Genomic DNA, 21,018 nt, shown 5'->3' on the forward strand with positions numbered 1-21,018 from the left:
CTCACCCCAGAACCTTACCTTCTTTTCTTTATTTTCAGTTTCTTTTCTTTTTTCTCCTCATCAACAATATTTAAAATTCTGGAAAATTCTTCTACCTCGAGAGAAGCATGCCCGACGAGAAAACCGACGACATCCCCCTTTTCTATAATATCCCTGGCATTTTCATCCTCCACTGAACCACCATAAATGATACGCGCTCCCCAACCAAAATCTTTACCGAAAATTTCAGAAAGAGTTTTTCTGATAAAAAGAGCCATCTCATGCATATCAGTACCTGAGAGAGAGTCCTTATAGGAGTGCCCGATAGCCCATACTGGTTCGTAACAAATGATACAATCCATGATAAATTTCTTTTGCAATCCGGAAAAAGTATTTATGAGTTGAGTTCTTATTTTATTTAAATAAGCTCCTTCGATATCCCTCTCCTCTTCGCCTATGCAAACAATGGGAGTAATGCCATGGCGCAATGAGTTTTGGATCTTCTCCTTCACTATTTCATCCGATTCTCCCATTTCACGCCTCTCCGAATGACCGAGAATAACGTACCTAGTTTTATATTGTTTCAAAGCAAGAGCTGAAACTTCTCCAGTAAACGGACCTGAATCCTTTTCATGCGCATTTTGGGCCCCCAAAAACAGGTTTTTGGAAGGTAATAATTTTGATAAGAAGGGAATGTGTATAAAAGAAGGAGCTACTACTACTTCCGTTCGCTTCAACTTTTTTGTTTTCCTTTTTATCTTCTGGAAAAGATCCCTCGCCTCTTCCAAACTAGTAGGGTTCATCTTCCAGTTAGCGATAATAATATTGCGCTTCTTTATCATACCCTCATGATAGCGCAATAATTTTCAATTACCAATTTTGAAAATTATAAATTGAAAATTGAAAATTCTGGTCATATTTCTTTCCAACTCAATATTTCATACTGATCAGAGGTGAGGGGGAAAGAAGGTGGTGGACCATAAAGAAGATTGGCATCATAATTGATATTTCTAGTTCCATATCCAGTACTATCAGTGTAAGCAAATCCATAACGCTGATATGTCGCTATCATTCCATAAAGAGTAATGGTGCTTCTGACATAATTTGAGCCGCAACTACTATTGTAGTAATACCTGCCCACTCGACCATTCTGCGACACTATAGCCGCATCAATTATTAAATCATTTTCCGAAACTAGCCCCACATTAAAATTGCCTTGGGCAATAAGAGCGATAACATCACTACCATTATAGTTAGTATATTTTAAATCATTATTTACTGTAAATTGTGGCCTGTTTGAAGGGTTATCGGGAAACCTGCCATTTGCGATAGTCGCTCTTGCCGTATTTATCGTCCCTTCAACCCATACATTATCTTCTATGAAAATCAGTCCGTTAGCTGGTATTGCATAGTTACCGACAAGTGTTTTGTTATTGATACTCCAAGTGCCCCAGCCAGTTTGAGTAGAACTGCAACCACTTTGAGGATTTATTTGCGAAGTTACAGTGTAAAGATCGAAAGTGTCATTGGTTTTTAAAATAATTTGATAACCCTGACTACCTGATGCGGCAAAATATCGACCGCTAGCTTGCGCATTTGCTTTTATAGTCGACAGGTCACTCGTCAGCCCCACAAAATCGACAGCTGGTACCGGAAACTGTCTGCCTGCTTCGAAGATGTCAGCCCTAGTCGGCACGGGCGTAGTCGGTGGCGCTTCATTAGAACGAAAAGTGTCGTTTACTCCACTTCCTGGAGGAGCGTTCACATGGGTATGGACACCAAATTCATTATTACCCGTATGATCAGGATCATCCATGCTTTGCACTGCTGCAGTCACTGCGTTGTGAGCCAAACCATCGAAACGAAGTCCTTGGTTTACATGTATTGGCCCAAAAACTTCCGTACCCTGACCAAAACGCATAAAATCATTGGCCACGGTGGCATATTTTGCGAGTGATGGAATAGCCATCTCTACCCGTATTATCCTTTCCACAGTAGAACTGGCTGGGCGACCAGTCGATTCGATGATTACTTTAGTCGAACCTGTAGGCGGAGGAGTGATTTGTAAACTGAACTGGCCTACAGTATCGCCTTCCTTATCAATCACTGTGTGCACATATGGGCCGGCAACGCCTGTGCCATCTTTGTAATCAATTTGATTGTGGGCTAAATGCCATCTGTAATACTCGACCCCCGCTTCAGCAAATTGTATGGCTCTCTCTCTTTCCGAAGCTTGCCTACTTGCTTGTATATTCACTTTAGCCCAATTCATAATGCCAGTCATAAGTACCACAGCCACCGCCGACAAAATCAGTATTTGAATTAAGAGCTGACCTCTTTGATAATTTACAAATTTAAAATTTAAAATTTTCATTCAATTTTCAATGTATAAATTATACAATAAATACCCCACCCTGCCCTCCCCCGCCTGCCTTGCAGGCATTGCGCGGGCAGGCCTTATCAAGGGGAGGGAAAACCAAATGCATTACATTTCAGCGATAGCAAGATCGTAATGTATGCGTTTTTGGAGTTTGTGAGTGTTACCGTGAGAAAGTAAGCCTATGTAAGATTCTACTGTTTCTTTTTTACCATTCTTTTCTCTAATATTTCTAAACATCTTTCTTTTGGTAGCAGTACGCAGAACTCGGTGAGAGAAAAAATGTACCCAGCCAAGAAAATCCAAGCCAGAAGCAAGAGTTTTGATAAACAGTTTGTCTGGATGAATTTGTAGTTTAAGATTTTCGTCGAGAAAGTCAGCAATTCTAGGAATAAGTTCCAAAAGCTTATCTTTATCAGTATCAAGAAAGATAAAATCATCAGCATAGCGAATATAATACTTTTCTTTCAGTTTGTGTTTTACATACTGATCAAATTCATTCATGTATATGTTTACTAGAAGTTGGGAGGTGAGATTGCCAAGAGGAAGCCCGACACCATGTTTAGTAGAGTAAAAACTACCAACTACTGCGATTAATAGCAGTATTATGTCCGGATCAGAAATATGCTTCTTTAATATTTTGATTAAAATATCATGATCGACAGAAGCAAAAAACTTGCGGATGTCGCATTTGAGGACCCAGCATGTTTTGGTATTGTTTTTGGAAACTTGGTTTCCAAGTTTTTTAAATCTTTCTATGGCTTTGTGAGTACCTTTACCTATACGACAAGAGTACGAATCTGAAATGAATTTCTTATCAAAAAACGAATACAAAATTCTATACAGAGCATGATGCAGAAGCCTGTCCCGAACACTTGCTTTATGGATACTGCGAGGTTTGGGGTCGGAGATGTTGAAGGCTTCGTAGGCTAAATGTTTGTAGGTCTTGTCCGCCAAATCTCGATGGAGAGTAAAGATATTATCCATAAGATTCCTCTCGAAAAGTTCAACATCTTTGCGGGACTTTTTGCCAGTTCTAAATTCTTTCCAGGCCTCTAGCAAGTTCTCAGCAGAAATGATATCCTCGTAATTCCCCTCAAAAACTTTTTTCATGTTTATTATTACACCATAAAAATAACTTCTACGATGCCCCCCCCCCGCAGCACACACATCGCAAAACCTTTTACCGTTACTACGCAAGGCCAAAGAAATTTATGTTATTTGGTATAACTATTATCAAACTTTAACAAAAACGCACAGATATTCGCTAGGTGTAAGAATAGATAATTTATTTGTAGAGATAATAGAAAGTATCGCAGTAGCTAGTTTTCTTTCGAGAGAAGAAAAACATCCGTGGGTACGACTGGCGATAAGGAAAACAGATACCCTCAAGATTCTAATGATGGTTTTATGGGAAACCAAATCAATCGATAACAAGAAATATATCGCCCTGTCAGAGAAAATGGATGAGATAGGAAAAATGCTTGGAGGATGGAGTGGACAGCTGATAAAACAAAACTCTCCCACAAACGCGGGAGAGAAATAAAGAGAGTTGCGCACGCCACCGAAGCGGTAGCGGCGATGCCACTGATTGTCGTTGCGGTTGACGTTCACATTACGCTTACCGTCGTTCCACCGATTGAACGTGGCGAATTTGTGCGAGAAGTCGTCTGTGTTATCACCCCTTGAATGCTCTCAGGGCTAAGTTGTTTTCGACATTTAGAATGCCTTAAAATCTCACACCAAGTATCTTCATTTTTTATTGAAGTGTCTACATACATCACCCTATCTCGAACCTTAGTCAAAAATATTCTCGATATATGGATACTGGATTCGGTAGCAAGAATGATAAGATTTCACTCCCGCATATTCACCTACTACCTTTTTAATTTTAACATACAAAAAGGCCCCCATTTTCTGGGGGCCCGAGGACAAAGGTCGAAGGATCTAAAAGATCTAAACGACCTAAGTTCTTAGTACTTACTTGCACACGCCACCGAAGCGGTAGCAGCGAAACCACAGATAGTCGCCGCGGTCGACGTCCACACTACGCCCACCGTCGTACCACCGACGGAACGTGGCGAATGAAGCAGTGCCGTTTTCCTGCAAATTCCACTGGCAACCGTTGGGACGGTCGTCAGCGAATTTGGGATCGGCTTCATTCACAGCAGCCTGGGCGATGGGATCGGAAACGAGTCCACGTAGCTCGTACTCCTCAGCCAACTGCTTTGCAGAAGGGTCGTAGTCGAGATCGAAGAAAAAAACATCCTTCTCTTCCCCCTCACCTTTAGGCATCGTAGCGAGCACGTCAGCGTTGATATACTGCGTCCGTCCCGTGGCATCGATCGCCTGTTGGTAGGTGCGGGTGCGGTCCACCTTGACGCGGCGGACGATCATTTTACTGAGCGCGTCGACACGTCGGCGGAAAACTGTCAGAAGTTCCGGCCAGACTTCGTTGCTGCCGAGCACTTGTTGAACAGCCTCAGTCGGAAGTTCCGCACGATACCGCTTGAGGATCGAACGAAAAAGTTCTCCCGCCTTATCGATCTGCCCATCAGTGATTTCAACAACTGCGGCGACAGCAGATGGGGTCACGGTCTTAATGCTCATGGCGTCATCCTTTCAATGAATATGCAGGTTTGGGATATTAAGGCCTATGGCCACCTGCAGTCTGTCTTCTATTATACACCCAAATGAGTTCTATGTCAATATAAAGCAGTAAATAGCCCTGAAAATAAAGGTTTTATAAATTATCCTTCAAATTGCGGAGCATGACTTGGGTGGTGATGGTAACAGCAGAGGGAGGACGGGTTGTGTCCTTATCGATAATAAGAGTTATCTTGACTAGGCGGACCGAGAGCACATTTATAGGTAGAGTAAGCGGGCTTGATGTGCCGGTATATGTGTTGTTGTAATAGTAAAAAATCGGAGTCGAAGTACCATTTATAATATCGCGCGCTACGATACTTATAGTTTCATTTGATTGGTTATAGGTAAGGGGTGAACCAGAAGGCTTGACTACTCCCCGCCTTAATTCTTTGCCCTGCATGAAGTACCTCACCTGTTCTTTCAAAAAATCGTCATCGATGTCGCTAAAAAAAGTAATAGTGGAAGTAGAAGCAGAAGAAATGGCGTAGGCGCCAAGAGAAGAAGGTGAGGTACTTCGAAGTTCGGCCACCACCTTCCTCAAAACCTGCCTAGCATCGAACTGTAAACTCAAAGAGCTGTTTAGGTCGGAATTAAAAAAGAAAATATTTCTACCAAAGCCCCAAATCACTACCGATATCGCCCCAAATATGGCAATGGAAATGACCATTTCCAACAAAGTGAAACCTCGGTTAATTTTTAACCCGCCAGAACCCGTCCGTACCGGCACGGGCGGATGACTTCGTCGGGCTGGTTTGTAATTTGTAATTTTCATTCAATTTTCAATGTTTTAATTTTTATTCCGGAAGCATACTAGCTTCGATGCTTTGCCAGTCGTCGTTGGTGATGATATTTACGGGAAAAGTTTGAGTTTGGTAGCCACTTTTTTCCAGGAGGAGATCGTGATTGCCAGACGAAAGGGCCGAGAAAAGAGCCTGGCCGGGAGGAATACAGTCGGAAGTATAGGTAGCGGCGACGCTGGCAACATTTGGAGTTTTATTATCAACCAAAGTACTTAAAAATATTTTGTACCTAAAATATCTGTCGCCACTATGAACTGCGTTTATATTATTGTTTGAGGTAGTATAAAAAGTGCCGGCAGTCCCATCAGAGCCAAGGTAGGTCCACACAGTTTCTGCTGTATTTTCCAAAGCAGTAGCAAACTGTAATTTGACACTGTCCGAGCCAGATTGGGGCGGCTGATCAGTCGGGCTCCAAACGATATTACTGAAATTTGAAGAGGTGCCAGTATCAAATATCGAGGAGGTGAGAATGCCAGAGAAAACATAATGCCCCAAATTTTTTATAAGTTTAAGCTCTCCGGCAGGAGAAGAAGTATCAATATTGCCATCATCGCTCCAGTATCTAGATTCATCCGCAAAATTGCTTTGACCAGCTCCACCCGACCAATCGGTTTGTTCCAAATAACCGCGACCTGTAACTTTGTCTGCCGAGAAACTCCCTTGAGTAAGAGTAAGCTCGACTTCAGAAAGAGGCAAACTAGTAGCACTGTCTTTAACAGTAACAAGTAAATTATTTGGTTCCCCTTCGGCGAGTACTATGTCGATGTTTTGAACCGCATCAGGAAGGACAGCAAAGGGAGAAGGAGGATTTACTCCTGCAAGATTGAATCCTCCTCCAGTGATCGAAAGATTAAATGTATCCCATTCAATATTATTCAGTGTTTTTATTCCAGATGAATCGGTGCTGTAATTACCAGTAAACTTCAGAACATCGGGATCCGTCCCTATAAGTTTTCCTCCAGTAAGTAAGAACGGTACGCTTGCTATAGGCAGACATTGCATATTTTTGGAAGAAATATTTATAGTACTCACTTTGTCGATAACAAAAGAAATTTGAGTGACCTGCTGAATGATGACTGTGGCGTCAGGCTTGGTCGGGTTGGGGTTACCAGAAGAAGTGGCATAGGTTCTATCAGTCGTATAACCTGATTTAGTAGCTGAAATTCTGTAAGCATTGACCCCAGGAGGAGCATCAACAATAGCGAGAAGACCGCTTGCGTCAGTAACATCATTTATGGAAACAGTCGGAGTCGTAGACTTGGTAAGAGAAACACTGGCTCCTTGTACCGGCACTCCGTTAGCATCAAAAACTTTTATAAAAAGAGCCCCGTTTGTGGAAGCAGTTTCCAAATTTTTAGGCGCCACTCGACCGACAATCGACATCGGTTGAAAATTTTTACAACTAGCACAAGCTACTTCTATTTGGACCATTTTATAATCAGCTGGTGACAAATCATTTGGCGAACCACCTATTTGGCCATCGTATGGATCGTCAGTATTACGAATAGTGCGAGTAATTTGGAAAGTATAATTATCACGTACAGCTGTCGTGGTAGCGAGCAAGATTCCAGAAGGGATACCCCCTACTAGGCCGACACTCGAATATGGCATGTTGCGAATTAGTTCAAATTCGCTGTTGGCCACATCAGTCGCCATTATTTTAAATTTGCCTGCTCCCACAAGCTGCATAAATGATGCATACCCGTGAAAAACAGAAAGGGCAATGACCGCAAACACTGCCGCCCCTACGAGCATTTCTACCAAAGTAAAACCTTTTTTTATTTTATTGGATGACATCAACTAATGAGTAAGTAGGTAGGAGCATCGATATAGCGAAGACTCCGACACCCAGGCCAATTAAAATCATGAGTATAGGCTCGATAATAGTAGAGAGATCCTTAGTGCGTTGATCAACTTCATCCTCATAGAAGTCGGCAATATTTTCGAGCATTTTTGAAAGCTCCCCCGTTTCCTCACCTACCGCCGTCATTTCACCGACATAAACAGGATACAAACCTTTGGCTTCGGAAAATACGCCTGAAATGGCACCTCCTTTTTGAATAGTCTCGCCAGCTTTTTCAAGCACTTCTTTATAAAAACTATTTTGCAATACATCGCGCGTCACTTCGATCGCTGCCACGATACTGACTCCGGAAGAAACAAGCGAAGAAAGAGTACGGGCAGTACGAGCAGAATTTACTTCTTTAGTAATAGGTGAGATAAGAGGAGCATGGAGGACGACAAAGTCAGCCACTCTTTTACCTTTAGGAGTGCGGAAGAAGTAAATGACTCCCACCACAAAAGCTATCATGGCCGCAATTATCAAAATGAGGTTAGCTCGCATGAAATCGCTGATAGCAATAATAATGCGAGTAGGAAGAGGTAAATCGATGCCAAGGCCACGGAATGTTTCGGTCAGAGTCGGCACCATATAAACCATAAGTACGATACCTAGAACAATCATGACGATGACCACGATCGTGGGATATATCATGGCTCCCTTTATTTTCTTGGTTAGTTTGTTCGACCTATCCATTTGATCAGCGACAATGCGAAGGGATTCGACGATTTTACCCGATTCCTCTCCCGCTTTGACCATCATGATAAAGAGGTCGGAGAAAACATTTCTATGCTCTTTCATAGCTTCAGAAAAAGCTTTGCCTTGATCAATCGAAGCGTGTAAAGACTCTAGGATAGCTAACAGATTCTTATTTTTGCTTTGCTTAGCGACAATAGTAAACGCCCGACTCAAGGAAATGCCGGCTTCGAGCATGGTAGCTAGATTTTTGGCAAAAGAAATTTTCTCATCAGCCTTCACTCCGCTCGTAAGCTTCATACTGAAGTTTATCCCACTCTTTTGCTTCTCCTCCTTTACCGAAACAATCGTTCCTCCTTCCCTTTTTACTTCTCCATACAAAACAGTTTTATCGGCAACTTCTTTCTTGCCTTCGTACTCCTCGCCATTCTTTACCGCTTTGTATTTATAGATAGGCATTATGATTAATTAAAAGATTTAAATAAGGAAAGATGGAAATATTAAAAACAACAAATCATTCGGAGACAACTCTCAGTACTTCTTCGATTGTAGTAAGGCCTTGGGCCGCTTTGAAAACACCATCCTCGAGCATGGTAAGCATACCTTCCTTGCGAGCTTGTGATTCTATTTCCTCGCTCGCGGCCCCTTTCACGATCAAATCCTTCACTGCAGTCGAAACATTTAAGACTTCGTGGATACCGAGCCGACTGTGATAACCCTCCTCTTTATCCTTCAATGTTTTCGGGGGGCGATAGAAATAAACATCATCCCAAGCATCCTTCTTACCTATTATTTTTTCCTCGCGCAAACATTCGAGCACCTTATCCATATTGACCAACTTCCCGATGGACTCTATTTCAGCTTTAGTGAGTTTATATTTTTCTTTATTCGCGGAGAGTTGTCGCACCAACCTCTGAGCGATGATAACGTCGAGAGTGGAAACTAGGAGGAAAGGTTCTATTTTCATATCGACCAGTCGAGGAATGGCACCGGCAGCACTATTGGTATGCAAAGTAGAAAGTACTAAATGGCCAGTAAGTGAAGCATTGATAGCTAGCGAAGCTGTTTCGGTATCGCGGATTTCACCCACCATTATTATATCGGGATCCTGACGCACTAGGCTACGCAAACCGGTAGCAAAGGTAAGGCCTATCTCCGGTTTTACCTGAGTTTGATTGATACGCTTCATCTGGTATTCGATCGGATCCTCCACGGTCGAAATGTTGACATCGGGCTGATTCAAAATATCGAGCATAGTGTAGAGAGTAGTCGATTTACCGCTTCCTGTAGGACCTGTCGTCAGTATCATACCGGTAGTATGCTGCAAAGCTTTGTGGAGGGCATCGAGGCCAGAGCCATGGAAACCGAGGGACTCCAAGGTAAACCCAGAAGCGCTCTCGCGCAAAAGACGCATGACCACCTTCTCCCCATAATAGATCGGTAGAGTGGAAACACGGAAAGAAACTTTCTCGCCATTCATGTCTATTTTAAAACGGCCATCTTGAGGTAATCTTTTTTCATCGAGTTTGAGATTGGACAAAACTTTGATACGAGCAGTAAGAGGTGAGGCCACATTCTTAGGTAGGACCATGGCGTCGTGTAGAAGGCCATCAATGCGATAACGCACCAAAAGCTGGCTATCCATAGGCTCGACATGGATATCGGAAGCATCCTGAATGATGGCGTGTTTTAAAAGAGTGTCGACAATACGGACAATGGGCAGTTCCTCTGCCTGCTTTTTCAAATCACCTTCCTTTTCCTGTCCCACCAGAGCGGCATCCTCAACGATAGTTTTGAGGCCGGCTGATTCCATTTGGATAATATCGCCAAACTCATCCTTCAAATTTTTCTGGTATTGAATAAGGACGGAGCGCATACTCTCCGAATCAGTGAGTCGAGGCAATATTTTCACCCCCACTTTTTTAGTAATGGAGCTAACTGCTTGTAAATCTTCAGTATCGAGCATAGCCACTTCCAAAGCATTTTCATTTTTCTTAAAAGCAACGATGTTGTGCTTGCGAGCAATCGGCTCAGGAATAAGAGAGAGTACTTCGTGCTCTATTTTTTGGCCCTTCAAATTTACGAAAGGGATACCGAGGATATAAGCTTGCATGCGACGCAAATCATCATCGTTTATTTTGCCTCGAGCAATAAGGATATCGCCAATCGATTTTTTATTCTTCTTCGCTTCTTCTTCCGCTTCTTCAATTTCAGGCAAAGGAATAAGTCCCGAATCAACAATAAATTCTTTCAACTGTTTTTCTTCAACGTGCATATTAAGAATAATTATAACAGAGAATTTGACTTTGATATTGGTTTGTATATAATGACTCTAATACTGGAAATCAGCTCGCCGAGAGGCGGGCAATTTCTTTAGAAATAATTGGAATAACATGTTTGATCTAAAAGTAATAAATTCTGTATTAGGAGAGCTAGAGGAAGAAAGAGGTATACCAAAAGAAAAAGTGCTTGAAGCGATAGAGGCTTCGCTTGCTACTGCCTACAAAAAAGAATACGGCAAACGCGGACAAATAATTCGCGCCACTTTTGATTTGAACAGTGGAGGAGTAGAAATGTCGCAAGCCAAAATCGTAGTCGATGGATCAAATGTATTCCTCGATAGAGAGTCGTACGAAGCGGCTATCGAAAGCGCCGAAGAAACTAACGACGAAAGAGAGCTCTTCAACCCAGAAAAACACATCATGATAGATGACGCTCGCAGAATAAAGAAAGACGCAAAGCTCGGAGAGGAGATAATTTTTCCTATAGAAAGCAAGGGTGACTACGGTCGTATTGCTTCCCAAACTGCCAAACAGGTAATTATGCAAAAAATACGTGAGGCTGAGAGACAGGGAGTACTAGCTGAATTCGGCCAAAAAGAAGGCGATATCGTAAACGGCTCCGTTCAACGTATCGAACGAGGTACTATTTTTGTCGATGTCGGCAGAGCTACCGGTATTTTGCCTTATGAGGAGCAAATCCCAGGCGAACGTTACAGCCAAGGAGAAAGAGTCCGCGGATACTTATATAGAGTGGAAGATGGACCAAAAGGAGTGGTGCTCCGTCTTTCTCGCTCCCATCCACGCTTCCTAGTAAAACTTTTTGAAGTAGAAGCCCCAGAACTAGCAAATGGTGCAGTGGAAGTAAAAGCTGTCGCACGTGAAGCGGGCAGTCGCTCAAAAGTAGCAGTATTTTCGAATGATTCACACATCGACCCGGTAGGCTCCTTGGTAGGCCAGAGAGGAGTGAGAGTAGCTACAGTAACAAGCGAACTAGGTGGAGAGAAGATAGATATTATAGAATGGTCAGAGGATCCAAAAACTTTCATTGAGGACGCTCTCTCTCCTGCAAAAGTGATAGAAGTGGAAATTGATACTGAAAATAAACAGGCTACTGTTACCGTTTCTGAAGATCAACAGTCTCTCGCTATCGGCAAAGGTGGCCAAAATGTGCGCCTCGCTGCGAAGCTCACCGGTTGGAGAATCGATATCAAGTCAGTCCAGGGAGAAGAGTTGGCGGCTGAAGTAGCTCCTGTCGCTGAAACCCAAACTAAACCAGCAGAAACAGCCCCAACCCACGAAGGCGATATAAATCCGGAGTTGGTGACTGAATAACACCCCACCTCTCGCATTGCCTCGACCTCCCCTTAACAGGGGAGGGAATACAGAAAAAGTGATATCCTTAATGCATTATTCTTAATTCTTAAACTCAAATGAATTTGTGGCACGATATAAAAGCGGGAGAAAAAGATAAAATAAATACTATTATCGAGATCAATAAAGGCTCGAAAAATAAATATGAGGTAGATAAAGAAACAGGCCTTATCGCTCTCGACAGAGTGGCGCATACGGCGCAGGACTTTCCCTTTGACTACGGTTTCGTACCCCAAACACTTTGGCACGATAATGACCCACTTGATGTTGTGGTACTCACTACCTACCCTCTCCTCCCTGGCATATTAGTAAAAGTGCGCCCGATCGCTATCATGAACATGATCGATTCTGGAGAAGGTGATGACAAAATAATAGCCGTGCCTATAGATGACCCTCGTTGGAGCGATGTGAAGGATCTGGCAGATATAAATAAACACACTCTGAAAGAGATAGAGCATTTCTACTCTACATACAAAAAACTCCAAGACAAAGTAGTGGAAGTGACTGGCTTTAAACCTCGAGAAGCAGCGGAGCAAGCTTTCGAAGAAGGCAAGAAACTCTACCAAGAAAAATACGCTAAGTAATCGCCTTACAAATTAGTCTCGATTTGAGCTTATGATATAATAGGGTCTATACTGACGAGGCTGATTACACGTAAAATATTAAAGACTATGATGGTTAAAATAAGTAATAAGAAAAAGGTCATCGCACTCACGATGATATCAAGCTTACTCCTATCAGGAGTAGCCTCAGCACATGGGGAAATAGCATTAGAAATAAACAATGGTACTAGTACTGAAGTTAAAGAAAGTATCCGCGACAGGTTGGACGAAATAAAAGCTAAAGCTAAAGCTCAAACTGAAGCCTTAAGAGAAGAAGCTAAAGACAAACAGGAGGCATTGAAAGATCAAATCGAAGCAAAAAGAGAAGCCCTAAAAGCAGAAATAGAAGCACGTAAGGGAGAAGTGAGAACAGATTTGGAAATAAAAAGAACAGAAGCAAAAGAAGCGGTAGTAGAAAACTTGAAAGAAAGGCTTTCGAACTTCGTAACAAAGATGGTGAGAAGGTTTGAAGCGGCTACAGAAAGACTTGAAAAAATAACAGATAGGATAGATTCGAGAATAGTTAAAATGGAGGAGGAAGGAATAGACACAGCAGAAGCAAAAGCCCTCCTTGCCACTGCAAAAAACAAGCTAGAGACGGCTAAAACGAGTATCGAAGCAATAAAAACCGAAGTGCGAGAGTTTGAAGCTGTGGATAGTGGAGCGACAGAAGAATTAAGAGCAGGTTATGCTGAAGTAAAAGAGGCAGTAGCAAAAGCTAAAGAAAATATCCGTTCTGCCCATGAAGCTCTGGTAGAAGTGATCAAAAATCTCAAACCCGGAGAAAATAGAAGTGAAAATTAAAACCCGCCTGAACCCCGTCCATACCGGCACGGGCGAATGACAAAGTCGGGCAGGATTATAAATTAAAAAATAAAATGGACACATTCAACCCACAGCCACCAGTATCCCCAAATCCAATAAGTAGCTTTGCGCCAGAAAAAAAATCCTCTGGGCCTCTTATAGCCGTTATAGTCATACTACTTATTATCATAGTGGGAGGCTTATATTTCCTAAATCAGCAAATGAATCGTTCGCGAACATTGCCAACAGATTCCGAGACGACAGAAGAAAGTGATAACGTAACAACATCACTCGAAGCCCAAGGTAACACTGACGACCTAGACTCAATAGAAGCTGACTTAAACGCCACTTCGATAGACTCTCTCGACCAAGGAGCGGCGGCAATTGAATCGGAAACTAATATGTAGTACTGTAGGTCTCAATGTCATACAAAGTAGAAGTAAAGAAACTACCGAAATCGGAGATGGAACTGAAGGGGAGCATAGAGGCTCCCCTTCTTGAAGGTGCTAGGAAAAAGGCTCTGAAGAAACTTTCCGAAAGAATCAATATCGCAGGCTTCCGTAAAGGCCATGTTCCGGAGAAGGTAGTGGTAGAAAAAATCGGGGAAGGAAATATATTAGAAGAAGCAGCTGAAATACTGCTTTCGGAATTCTATCCGAAAATATTGGTTGACCAAAAAATTGACTCAATCGGTAGGCCTAAAGTTTCCATAACCAAACTCGCCACCCACAATCCGCTCGAATTTACTATTACTACTGCAGTATTACCTATTTTTGAATTGGGGGATTATAAGAAAGTAACTAAAGACATTAGAGAAAAGGAAAAAAGTAAAGAAGTAAAGATTGAGGCAACAGAAAAAGAAATAAACGATGTAGTAACACAGATAAGAAAAAATAAAGCTCATTATGATTGGTCCCACTCCGCATCTCCTTTCAGTCGAGCTACGCGGGACAAGCAAGACAATCTTGTACACGATCACCCAGATTTTGAGAAAGAAGAAAATCTGCCAGAGTTTAATGATGAATTTGCGAAGCAAGTAGGTAAGTTTGAATCAGTAGAGCAGATGAAAGAGAAAGTGAAAGAAAATATTATAGAAGAAAAAAAGTATAGAGAAATCGAAAAGAAAAGGGCCCTGATTATGGATGCTTTGGTGAAGACCGTTGATATGGAGTTACCCGATATTTTGATTGAAAGTGAAGTAGAAAAGTCACTAGCTCAAATGAAAGATGACGTAGCAAGAGCAGGAGCAAATTTTGAAGATTACCTTAAGGAAACTAAAAAGAAGGAAGAGGATTTGCGTGCCGATCTAAGAGAGGGAGCAAACAAAAAAGCTAAGATACAACTTATATTTAATAAGATAGCTGAGGAAGAAAAGCTGGCACCAAACAAAGAAATACTAGAACACGAAGTAAAACAAATTCTCGAACATTATCCAGGAGCCTCGGAAGAAAGCGCTCGCATCTATATCGCTACCCAACTCCTCAATCGCGAAGTATTAAAGTTGCTAGAGCAGTAATAGCCGCCGTCTCGGCTCTTAGAATCAAATTTCCCAAACTAAATATTTCCATCTTTTCTTTTTTAAATCTTTCAATTTCTTTGCTAGTCCAACCTCCTTCTGGCCCGATAAAAATAACCAAGGGTGACCTTTGGCCAGAGGGTTCGGGCCAAGGGTCACCCTTGGTTATGCCAGAAGAATCGAAGACAACTGCGCTACTGTAATTCTTGATACTAGCTTCTAAATTCTCTACCTCTCTAATTTCCGGCACATCGGCCCGACCACACTGCTCACTAGCCTCCACCGCAATTTTCCGAGCACGTTCTATATTAAAACCTTTCTTTTCACTTCGATCAGAAATAATGGGCACAATTTTGGAAACTCCTAGCTCTGTCGCCTTTTCCACCACCCACTCCATTTTATCTTTCTTTATTAGCGACTGACAAAGAATAATTTCTCTCCCGATCTTCTTTGGCAAAATCCCTTCCCGCTCTTCTAGGATTTCTATTTTTACTTCTTCCTTTTTTAAATCTTTTAACTCTCCAATAAATTCCATTCCTGATCCATCAAACAAAATTACCCTATCCCCTGTTTTGTAACGAAAAACTTTACGCCACTGATTTAAAAGTCGTTCTTCTTTAACAAAGACCTCCTTCCCTTCTATTTTTTTATCTATATAAAATCTGTGTAACCTCATATATTCATACTATGCCATAAAAAGACTAAGCGCCACGGAGGGACGAACCCCCGTAGCGCTTTCGAAGCTGATCGCGACAAACCGTTAGGCTGCCGCGGACAACTCCTTTACCTTGTTGTTTTTGTTGCCGGGCGGACGGCCCCGGCGCTTGAGCTCGCTCATCCACGCGGGCGGGCGCCCGCGACGGCGACCCCGGCCCCGAGCTAAGCGCTCCAGGGTCAAGATGGCCTCTTCGATTTGCTCGCGTTCCTGGCGAAGGTCCGCCAGCATCTTCATGACATCCATAGTTGGAATGCCTCCTGCGCACCATTATACACATAAAGCTAAATATGTCAATACTCTATTCAAATTCAAATATTTTGTGTTATACTAGCCTCCTAATTCTCAAAAATTTAAAGAAATACAAAAATATGTCATACCTAGTACCGACAGTGATAGAAAAAAGTCCCCAAGGAGAAAGAGCTTACGATATTTACTCTCGTCTATTGAAAGAACGCATCATTTTCATCGGTGGCCCGATAGACGACACCGTAGCAAACTTGGTCATCGCCCAACTCCTATTCCTACAATCGGAAGATCCTAAAAAAGATATCTCTCTTTACGTTAATTCCCCTGGAGGAAACATCCATTCTGGTTTGGCTATTATAGACACGATGAACTACGTAAAACCAGACATCCAGACAATATGCGTAGGTATGGCTGCTTCTATGGGATCAGTAATACTATCTGCCGGCACCAAAGGCAAAAGATTTGCTTTACCCAATTCAGACATAATGATCCACCAGCCTCATGTAAGTGGGGTCGAGGGTCAAGCTTCAGACATAGAAATAAGCGCCAAACATATCCTAAAATCTAGAGAAATCTTAAATAAGATTTTGGTAAAAAATACCGGTCAATCAATGGATCGTATAGAAAAAGATGTCGATCGTGATTACTTCATGTCAGCGGAAGAAGCTAAAAAATACGGAATTATAGATAAAATATTGAGCTAATAGACAAAATACAATAGTGGATGTAGAATGGTTTTATTACCATTTTAAATTCACAATCCCGTTTAGACCGACCAAGCGATAGAACACCGAAATAACAAAAAGTAACAAAAACCTATGTTTTCCAAGCTAAATCAGAATATTACCGAAGTAGTAAATCGCCCAATCTAGAAAAACGGGATCGTAAGATCCCAACATGTCATTAAAATTAGTAGTCCTCATTGCCAGTTTCGCCGCTGTACTCGGTGTCGCTTTCGGTTATTTCCTACGATGGATCATTTCTTTAGGCCAGAGAGGTTCAATGGAAGTGCGTATGAAACAGCTTGAGCTGAATGCTCGAGAAGAAGCGACCAAAATATTGGAAGAAGCGGAAAAGAAAGCTCAAGCAGAATTACAATTAGTACGAGCAGAGACCAAAGAAAAAGAAGAAAAAATAAAAAAAACTGAAGATAGATTGATTAAAAAAGAAGAATTTCTAGACAAGAGACAGGTAGATATCGATAAAGAAGTAGAACAGATCAAAGAAAAAGTTTCGGAAATTAAAGCTATCAAAGAAAAGGCAGAGAGTTTGGAAAAACAAAAGTACGAAGCTTTGCAAAAGGCATCTAGCCTATCAGAAGAAGATGCAAAACAAGTACTTTTGAGAGAAGTGGAAAGAAAATTTGAGGAAGATGTAGTTGTACGTATGCAAAAACTGGAAAACCAGGGAGCAGAGAAAATCGAAAATAAAGCGAAGGAAATACTGACGACTTCAATCCACCGTTTGGCCAACTCGGTATCATCGGACATATTTGCAACTAATGTCCCTATTCCTTCGGATGAAATAAAGGGCAAGATTATAGGAAAAGAAGGTAGGAATATCAAAGCTTTTGAAAGAGTGTCGGGAGTAGAAGTAATCGTCGACGATACTCCGGGTTCTATTACTCTTTCCTCTTTTGATCCTGTGCGCAGACAAGTAGCTCGAGTGGCTCTCGAATATTTAATCCAAGATGGAAGAATCCAGCCTGCAAAAATAGAAGAGATGGTAGAAAAGGCTAAGCAGGAAATAAATAAAATAATGAAGCAGAAAGGTGAGGAAGCGGCTTATGAGTGCGGTGTGTTTAACCTTGACCCAAGGATTATAGCTATTCTTGGTCGACTACATTTCCGCACTTCATATGGCCAGAATGTACTGCAACATTCAATCGAGATGTCGCACATTTGCGGCATGCTAGCGCAAGAAATAGGAGCTGACGTGGCTATCGCCAAAGCCGGAGGATTGCTACATGACATAGGAAAAGCAGTAGATCATGAAATCACGGGTACTCATGTCGAAATCGGTCGTAGAATTCTACAAAAATTTGGTGCCGACGAACGCATTATCCGTGCTATGGAAGCCCATCATGGTGAATATCCTTACTCCACTCTCGAATCTTACTTGGTGCAAGCGGCCGATGCTATTTCAGGAGCTCGCCCTGGAGCTCGTCGCGATACAGTAGAAAATTATTTGAAGAGATTACAAGAACTCGAAGCTATTTCCAATTCATTCAAAGGAGTAGAGAAGTCGTACGCTCTGCAAGCTGGACGCGAAGTAAGAGTATTCGTCACTCCACATGATGTGACCGACCTAGAAGCCAAAAACTTAGCTCGCGATATCGCCGTCCGCATTGAAAACGAACTAAAATATCCAGGAGAAATAAAAGTAGTAGTCATCCGCGAATCCCGCACTATCGAATTTGCGAGGTAATTACTCCATTTCAATACTTAATTTTAGAATTCAGTATTCAAATGGAGCGAGGAACCGGAGTTCCTCGCAAAAATCGCTACATACGCCTGATCGCAACCTCTTCAATCATTTGCATTAACTCACCGTTAGCTTCACGCTTCTCCACTTCTTCGATTCGAACTCGAAGTTTAAAAGCCAGGATCCTGGTGGACTTCTTCATAGCCTCTCTTAGACGATACTGGGCAAATGGATCATCACCGCCAAATATCAGCCTTAAAACTTCTTGATCTGTTTTTCTCGCATGTTTCATAGTTGATTCTCCTTACGGTTTAGGAAAATAGTCAGTAAAAAGAAGTATCGAGGCCAAGGTAAATAACACAAGACCTAGAAAAATGTAGCAGATTTTTTTGATGTTCATATTCTGGAATAATCATACACGAAAAAATAGATATTGTCAATATATTCGTATAGGTTCAATAGCTTGGCACCACTTGGTGGAATATCATCAAGAGTATGTATACAAACAACAAGAACATGCCTCTAATCAGAAGAGAGGCTGCAAGACTAGTTCACAAAGGCTGGAGTGCTAGGAAGGTTGGTAGATATCTTGGATTTCACCATACAGCGGTCATGGAATGGGTTAGAAGAGCAGACGTGATCGGAGATCACCCAATACCGACGAGATCATCAAAACCAAAATCACATCCAAAACAATTGAAAGAAAATGTGGTGAGAAAGATTGTGAACAAGAGACTTGAACACAATCGATATGCGGAAGCAGTACACAAAGAACTTTTGAATGACGGGGTCATGGTATCTCTTTCTTCAGTTAAAAGAACTCTGGAGAGAAAATATTTAATCAAAAAGAGATCTCCATGGAAGAGATACCACCCTCACCAAGATCGCCCATATCCCCTTAAATCAGGCGATTTGGTGCAGATCGATACTATCCATCGGATGGTGAGTGAGAAGAAAAGATTGTACGTTTTTGTACTGATCGATGTCTTTTCTCGTTGGACATATGCAAAAGCTTTTGAGCGTATGAATGCAAAAACTAGTATTGATTTTGTTTCAGAAGCTCAAAAAGAAGCCAGTTTTCATTTCAATATGTTACAGTCCGATCACGGTCCAGAGTTTGGCAAGTGGTTCGTGGAGAGAATACAAAAATCTCATCGATACACCAGGATCGGTAAACCTAACGACAATGCCCACATCGAGAGATTTAACCGCACACTTCAGGAAGAGTGTTTGGACAAAGTTCCAAACACTGTCGGATTGATTAATATCGCTTTGAAAAAATATTTAAAGTATTACAATTACGAACGAGTTCATGCAGGAATTAATTACCTAATTCCCATACAGGTGGTGTGAAGCTATTGATTAGATTACGTATATTTTATTGTTTTAATATTACTTATTTGAGAAAACTTTATACAGCATTATACTAATGATATAAATATTTATGACAAATTTATGTTTATAAAAGATTTTGATGGCTGGAATATAGAGAAAAAGAGGGTCCATTCGGAAGAAAATCCAATCTACTTTAGGGAAGGAGATATTTGGTGGTGTAAGTTAGGGGTAAATATTGGTGATGAGCAAGATGGAAAAGGAGAGAACTTTAGTCGTCCTATTTTGATTATCAAGAAATTCAATCAATTTATATTCTGGGCTGTCCCCCTCTCAAGTAAGCTAAAGAAAAATAAATACTATGTTGTATGTAAAAGTTCAGAAGAAGAAGATCGAGCAGCGATCATTTCTCAAGTAAAACTTGTAAGCATCAAGAGGTTGACTGACAAAATAGGATTCGCAGATAAAAAATCTTTAGAAACAATCAAAAAGGCGATCAAAGAATTGCTCTGATCGCCTTTTTGATTTTCCTGGCTCCGAAGAGCCAAAGCCCGAAGGCCATTTGTACAAGAAGTATAGCAAAACCAAAATATATGTCAAGTGAAATAAATTCTAATATAGTAAAGCAACTTAGGGAGATTGGTCTCAAGCAAAATGAAAGTGAAGTGTATTTGTTTCTGTTACAGAATGGTATATCCACTCCCCCAGTCATAGCAAGAGGGACTAATATTGCTCGAACTAATTGCTATAACATTTTAGGCTCACTTAAGGAAAAAGGCGTTGTAGACGAACAACTAAAAGGCAAAAGAAAGGCATACATTGCCAGAACTCCTGAGTCCCTGAAACTTAGTCTCCAGAGAAAGCTTGAGGTGACTGACAGGCTACTTCCAGACTTGGAAGCTCTACACATCACCCAAAAAAATAAACCGGTTTTTAGATTTTATGATGGATGGCAAGAAGTAAAACAAATTTATGAATTTTCTCTCCAGGCGAAAAAAATATATGGACTCGGTTCGACAGAAAGATTGGATTCAATAGATGAAAACTTTTTTGAAAACTATATAAGTAAGTGCAAGAAAAACAACATAGAATTTCAAGATTTAGTGACTCACGATTCAGAAAAATCGAGTAATTTGATAAAAAATGTGCGAGGAGAGATGCATAAAATAAAATTCCTCCCCGAAGAATATTCACAAAACATCACTGATCTACTAATTTGGGATGACAGCATCGCCCTAATCTCATTAGAAGAACCGATATTCGGCACTGTCATTACAAGCAAGCCTCTCGCATCGACTCTAAAGATGATTCTTCAATTAATCTGGAATAAAATTTAAAAAATATATGGACTCGGTTCGACAGAAAGATTGGATTCAATAGAT

At 41.4% G+C, this 21,018-nt stretch carries 20 protein-coding genes and 1 pseudogene; 11 read left to right on the forward strand and 10 right to left on the reverse strand.

The features are described from left to right. Positions 1–14 precede the first annotated feature (14 nt). The 3 genes from tpiA to VJH67_03120 all read right to left on the reverse strand — a co-directional run bounded on the left by tpiA (position 15) and on the right by VJH67_03120 (position 3,469). Complete coding sequence (gene tpiA, locus VJH67_03110; GenBank protein HEY4516151.1) at positions 15–821, reverse strand: triose-phosphate isomerase; 807 nt, start codon at positions 819–821, stop codon at positions 15–17. 71 nt (positions 822–892) lie between these two features. After that, positions 893–2,353, reverse strand: a complete 1,461-nt coding sequence (locus VJH67_03115; GenBank protein HEY4516152.1) for a hypothetical protein — start codon at positions 2,351–2,353, stop codon at positions 893–895. 111 nt (positions 2,354–2,464) lie between these two features. Further along, positions 2,465–3,469 (reverse strand): reverse transcriptase/maturase family protein, encoded by a 1,005-nt coding sequence (locus VJH67_03120; protein ID HEY4516153.1) that lies wholly within the window; start codon positions 3,467–3,469, stop codon positions 2,465–2,467. Positions 3,470–3,557: 88 nt separating this feature from the next. Between VJH67_03120 and VJH67_03125 the strand changes: the two are divergent. Next, a pseudogene (locus VJH67_03125) lies at positions 3,558–3,902 on the forward strand (four helix bundle protein). Positions 3,903–4,336: 434 nt separating this feature from the next. Here the strand turns inward: VJH67_03125 and VJH67_03130 are convergent. The 5 genes from VJH67_03130 to VJH67_03150 all read right to left on the reverse strand — a co-directional run bounded on the left by VJH67_03130 (position 4,337) and on the right by VJH67_03150 (position 10,616). Further along, positions 4,337–4,966: a hypothetical protein gene (locus tag VJH67_03130; protein ID HEY4516154.1), complete on the reverse strand. Its 630-nt coding sequence runs from the start codon at positions 4,964–4,966 to the stop codon at positions 4,337–4,339. 133 nt (positions 4,967–5,099) lie between these two features. Then, positions 5,100–5,777 carry a type II secretion system protein gene (locus tag VJH67_03135; GenBank protein ID HEY4516155.1) on the reverse strand — a complete coding sequence of 226 codons (678 nt, stop codon included), beginning with the start codon at positions 5,775–5,777 and terminating at the stop codon, positions 5,100–5,102. A gap of 22 nt (positions 5,778–5,799) precedes the next feature. Continuing rightward, the gene (locus VJH67_03140) at positions 5,800–7,602 is read right to left on the reverse strand and encodes a prepilin-type N-terminal cleavage/methylation domain-containing protein (protein HEY4516156.1); all 1,803 of its coding nucleotides are present in this window, start codon (positions 7,600–7,602) and stop codon (positions 5,800–5,802) included. Continuing rightward, positions 7,589–8,800, reverse strand: a complete 1,212-nt coding sequence (locus tag VJH67_03145) for a type II secretion system F family protein (GenBank protein ID HEY4516157.1) — start codon at positions 8,798–8,800, stop codon at positions 7,589–7,591. Before VJH67_03145 ends, VJH67_03140 begins: the two co-directional genes overlap by 14 nt. 55 nt (positions 8,801–8,855) lie before the next feature. Continuing rightward, the gene (locus tag VJH67_03150) at positions 8,856–10,616 is read right to left on the reverse strand and encodes a GspE/PulE family protein (GenBank protein ID HEY4516158.1); all 1,761 of its coding nucleotides are present in this window, start codon (positions 10,614–10,616) and stop codon (positions 8,856–8,858) included. A gap of 118 nt (positions 10,617–10,734) precedes the next feature. On the opposite strand from VJH67_03150, the gene nusA reads away from it, so the two are divergent. The 5 genes from nusA (at position 10,735) to VJH67_03175 (ending at position 14,916) form a co-directional block, all read left to right on the forward strand. Continuing rightward, complete coding sequence (gene nusA / locus VJH67_03155; GenBank protein ID HEY4516159.1) at positions 10,735–11,955, forward strand: transcription termination factor NusA; 1,221 nt, start codon at positions 10,735–10,737, stop codon at positions 11,953–11,955. 98 nt (positions 11,956–12,053) lie between these two features. Then, positions 12,054–12,578, forward strand: a complete 525-nt coding sequence (locus VJH67_03160; GenBank protein HEY4516160.1) for an inorganic diphosphatase — start codon at positions 12,054–12,056, stop codon at positions 12,576–12,578. Positions 12,579–12,665: 87 nt separating this feature from the next. After that, positions 12,666–13,400, forward strand: coding sequence for a hypothetical protein (locus VJH67_03165; GenBank protein ID HEY4516161.1), 735 nt, complete (start codon positions 12,666–12,668; stop codon positions 13,398–13,400). A gap of 74 nt (positions 13,401–13,474) precedes the next feature. Beyond that, positions 13,475–13,807 (forward strand): hypothetical protein, encoded by a 333-nt coding sequence (locus tag VJH67_03170; GenBank protein HEY4516162.1) that lies wholly within the window; start codon positions 13,475–13,477, stop codon positions 13,805–13,807. A 14-nt stretch (positions 13,808–13,821) separates the two neighbouring features. Then, the gene (locus VJH67_03175) at positions 13,822–14,916 is read left to right on the forward strand and encodes a trigger factor (GenBank protein ID HEY4516163.1); all 1,095 of its coding nucleotides are present in this window, start codon (positions 13,822–13,824) and stop codon (positions 14,914–14,916) included. Here the strand turns inward: VJH67_03175 and VJH67_03180 are convergent. Continuing rightward, a complete protein-coding gene (locus tag VJH67_03180) occupies positions 14,882–15,592 on the reverse strand; it encodes an RsmE family RNA methyltransferase (GenBank protein ID HEY4516164.1) in 711 nt (236 codons plus the stop codon). The two genes, VJH67_03175 and VJH67_03180, sit on opposite strands and share 35 nt — an antisense overlap. Before the next feature lie 410 nt (positions 15,593–16,002). On the opposite strand from VJH67_03180, the gene clpP reads away from it, so the two are divergent. Beyond that, positions 16,003–16,584, forward strand: coding sequence for an ATP-dependent Clp endopeptidase proteolytic subunit ClpP (gene clpP / locus VJH67_03185; protein HEY4516165.1), 582 nt, complete (start codon positions 16,003–16,005; stop codon positions 16,582–16,584). A 193-nt stretch (positions 16,585–16,777) separates the two neighbouring features. Further along, complete coding sequence (rny, locus tag VJH67_03190; GenBank protein ID HEY4516166.1) at positions 16,778–18,307, forward strand: ribonuclease Y; 1,530 nt, start codon at positions 16,778–16,780, stop codon at positions 18,305–18,307. 76 nt (positions 18,308–18,383) lie between these two features. Here rny and VJH67_03195 read toward each other — a convergent pair whose 3' ends face one another. After that, positions 18,384–18,596 carry a hypothetical protein gene (locus VJH67_03195; protein ID HEY4516167.1) on the reverse strand — a complete coding sequence of 71 codons (213 nt, stop codon included), beginning with the start codon at positions 18,594–18,596 and terminating at the stop codon, positions 18,384–18,386. A gap of 203 nt (positions 18,597–18,799) precedes the next feature. Here VJH67_03195 and VJH67_03200 point away from each other — a divergent pair, with 203 nt between their 5' ends. The 3 genes from VJH67_03200 (at position 18,800) to VJH67_03210 (ending at position 20,973) form a co-directional block, all read left to right on the forward strand. Continuing rightward, on the forward strand, positions 18,800–19,657 hold the full coding sequence (locus tag VJH67_03200) for an integrase core domain-containing protein (GenBank protein ID HEY4516168.1): 858 nt from the start codon (positions 18,800–18,802) through the stop codon (positions 19,655–19,657). Positions 19,658–19,759: 102 nt separating this feature from the next. Then, a complete protein-coding gene (locus VJH67_03205) occupies positions 19,760–20,149 on the forward strand; it encodes a type II toxin-antitoxin system PemK/MazF family toxin (GenBank protein ID HEY4516169.1) in 390 nt (129 codons plus the stop codon). 80 nt (positions 20,150–20,229) lie between these two features. Continuing rightward, positions 20,230–20,973, forward strand: a complete 744-nt coding sequence (locus VJH67_03210; GenBank protein HEY4516170.1) for a helix-turn-helix domain-containing protein — start codon at positions 20,230–20,232, stop codon at positions 20,971–20,973. Positions 20,974–21,018: the final 45 nt, after the last annotated feature.

The organism is Candidatus Paceibacterota bacterium (assembly GCA_036517255.1).
Taxonomy (GTDB): Bacteria; Patescibacteriota; Minisyncoccia; order Phycocordibacterales; family WO2-35-19; genus DATDXE01.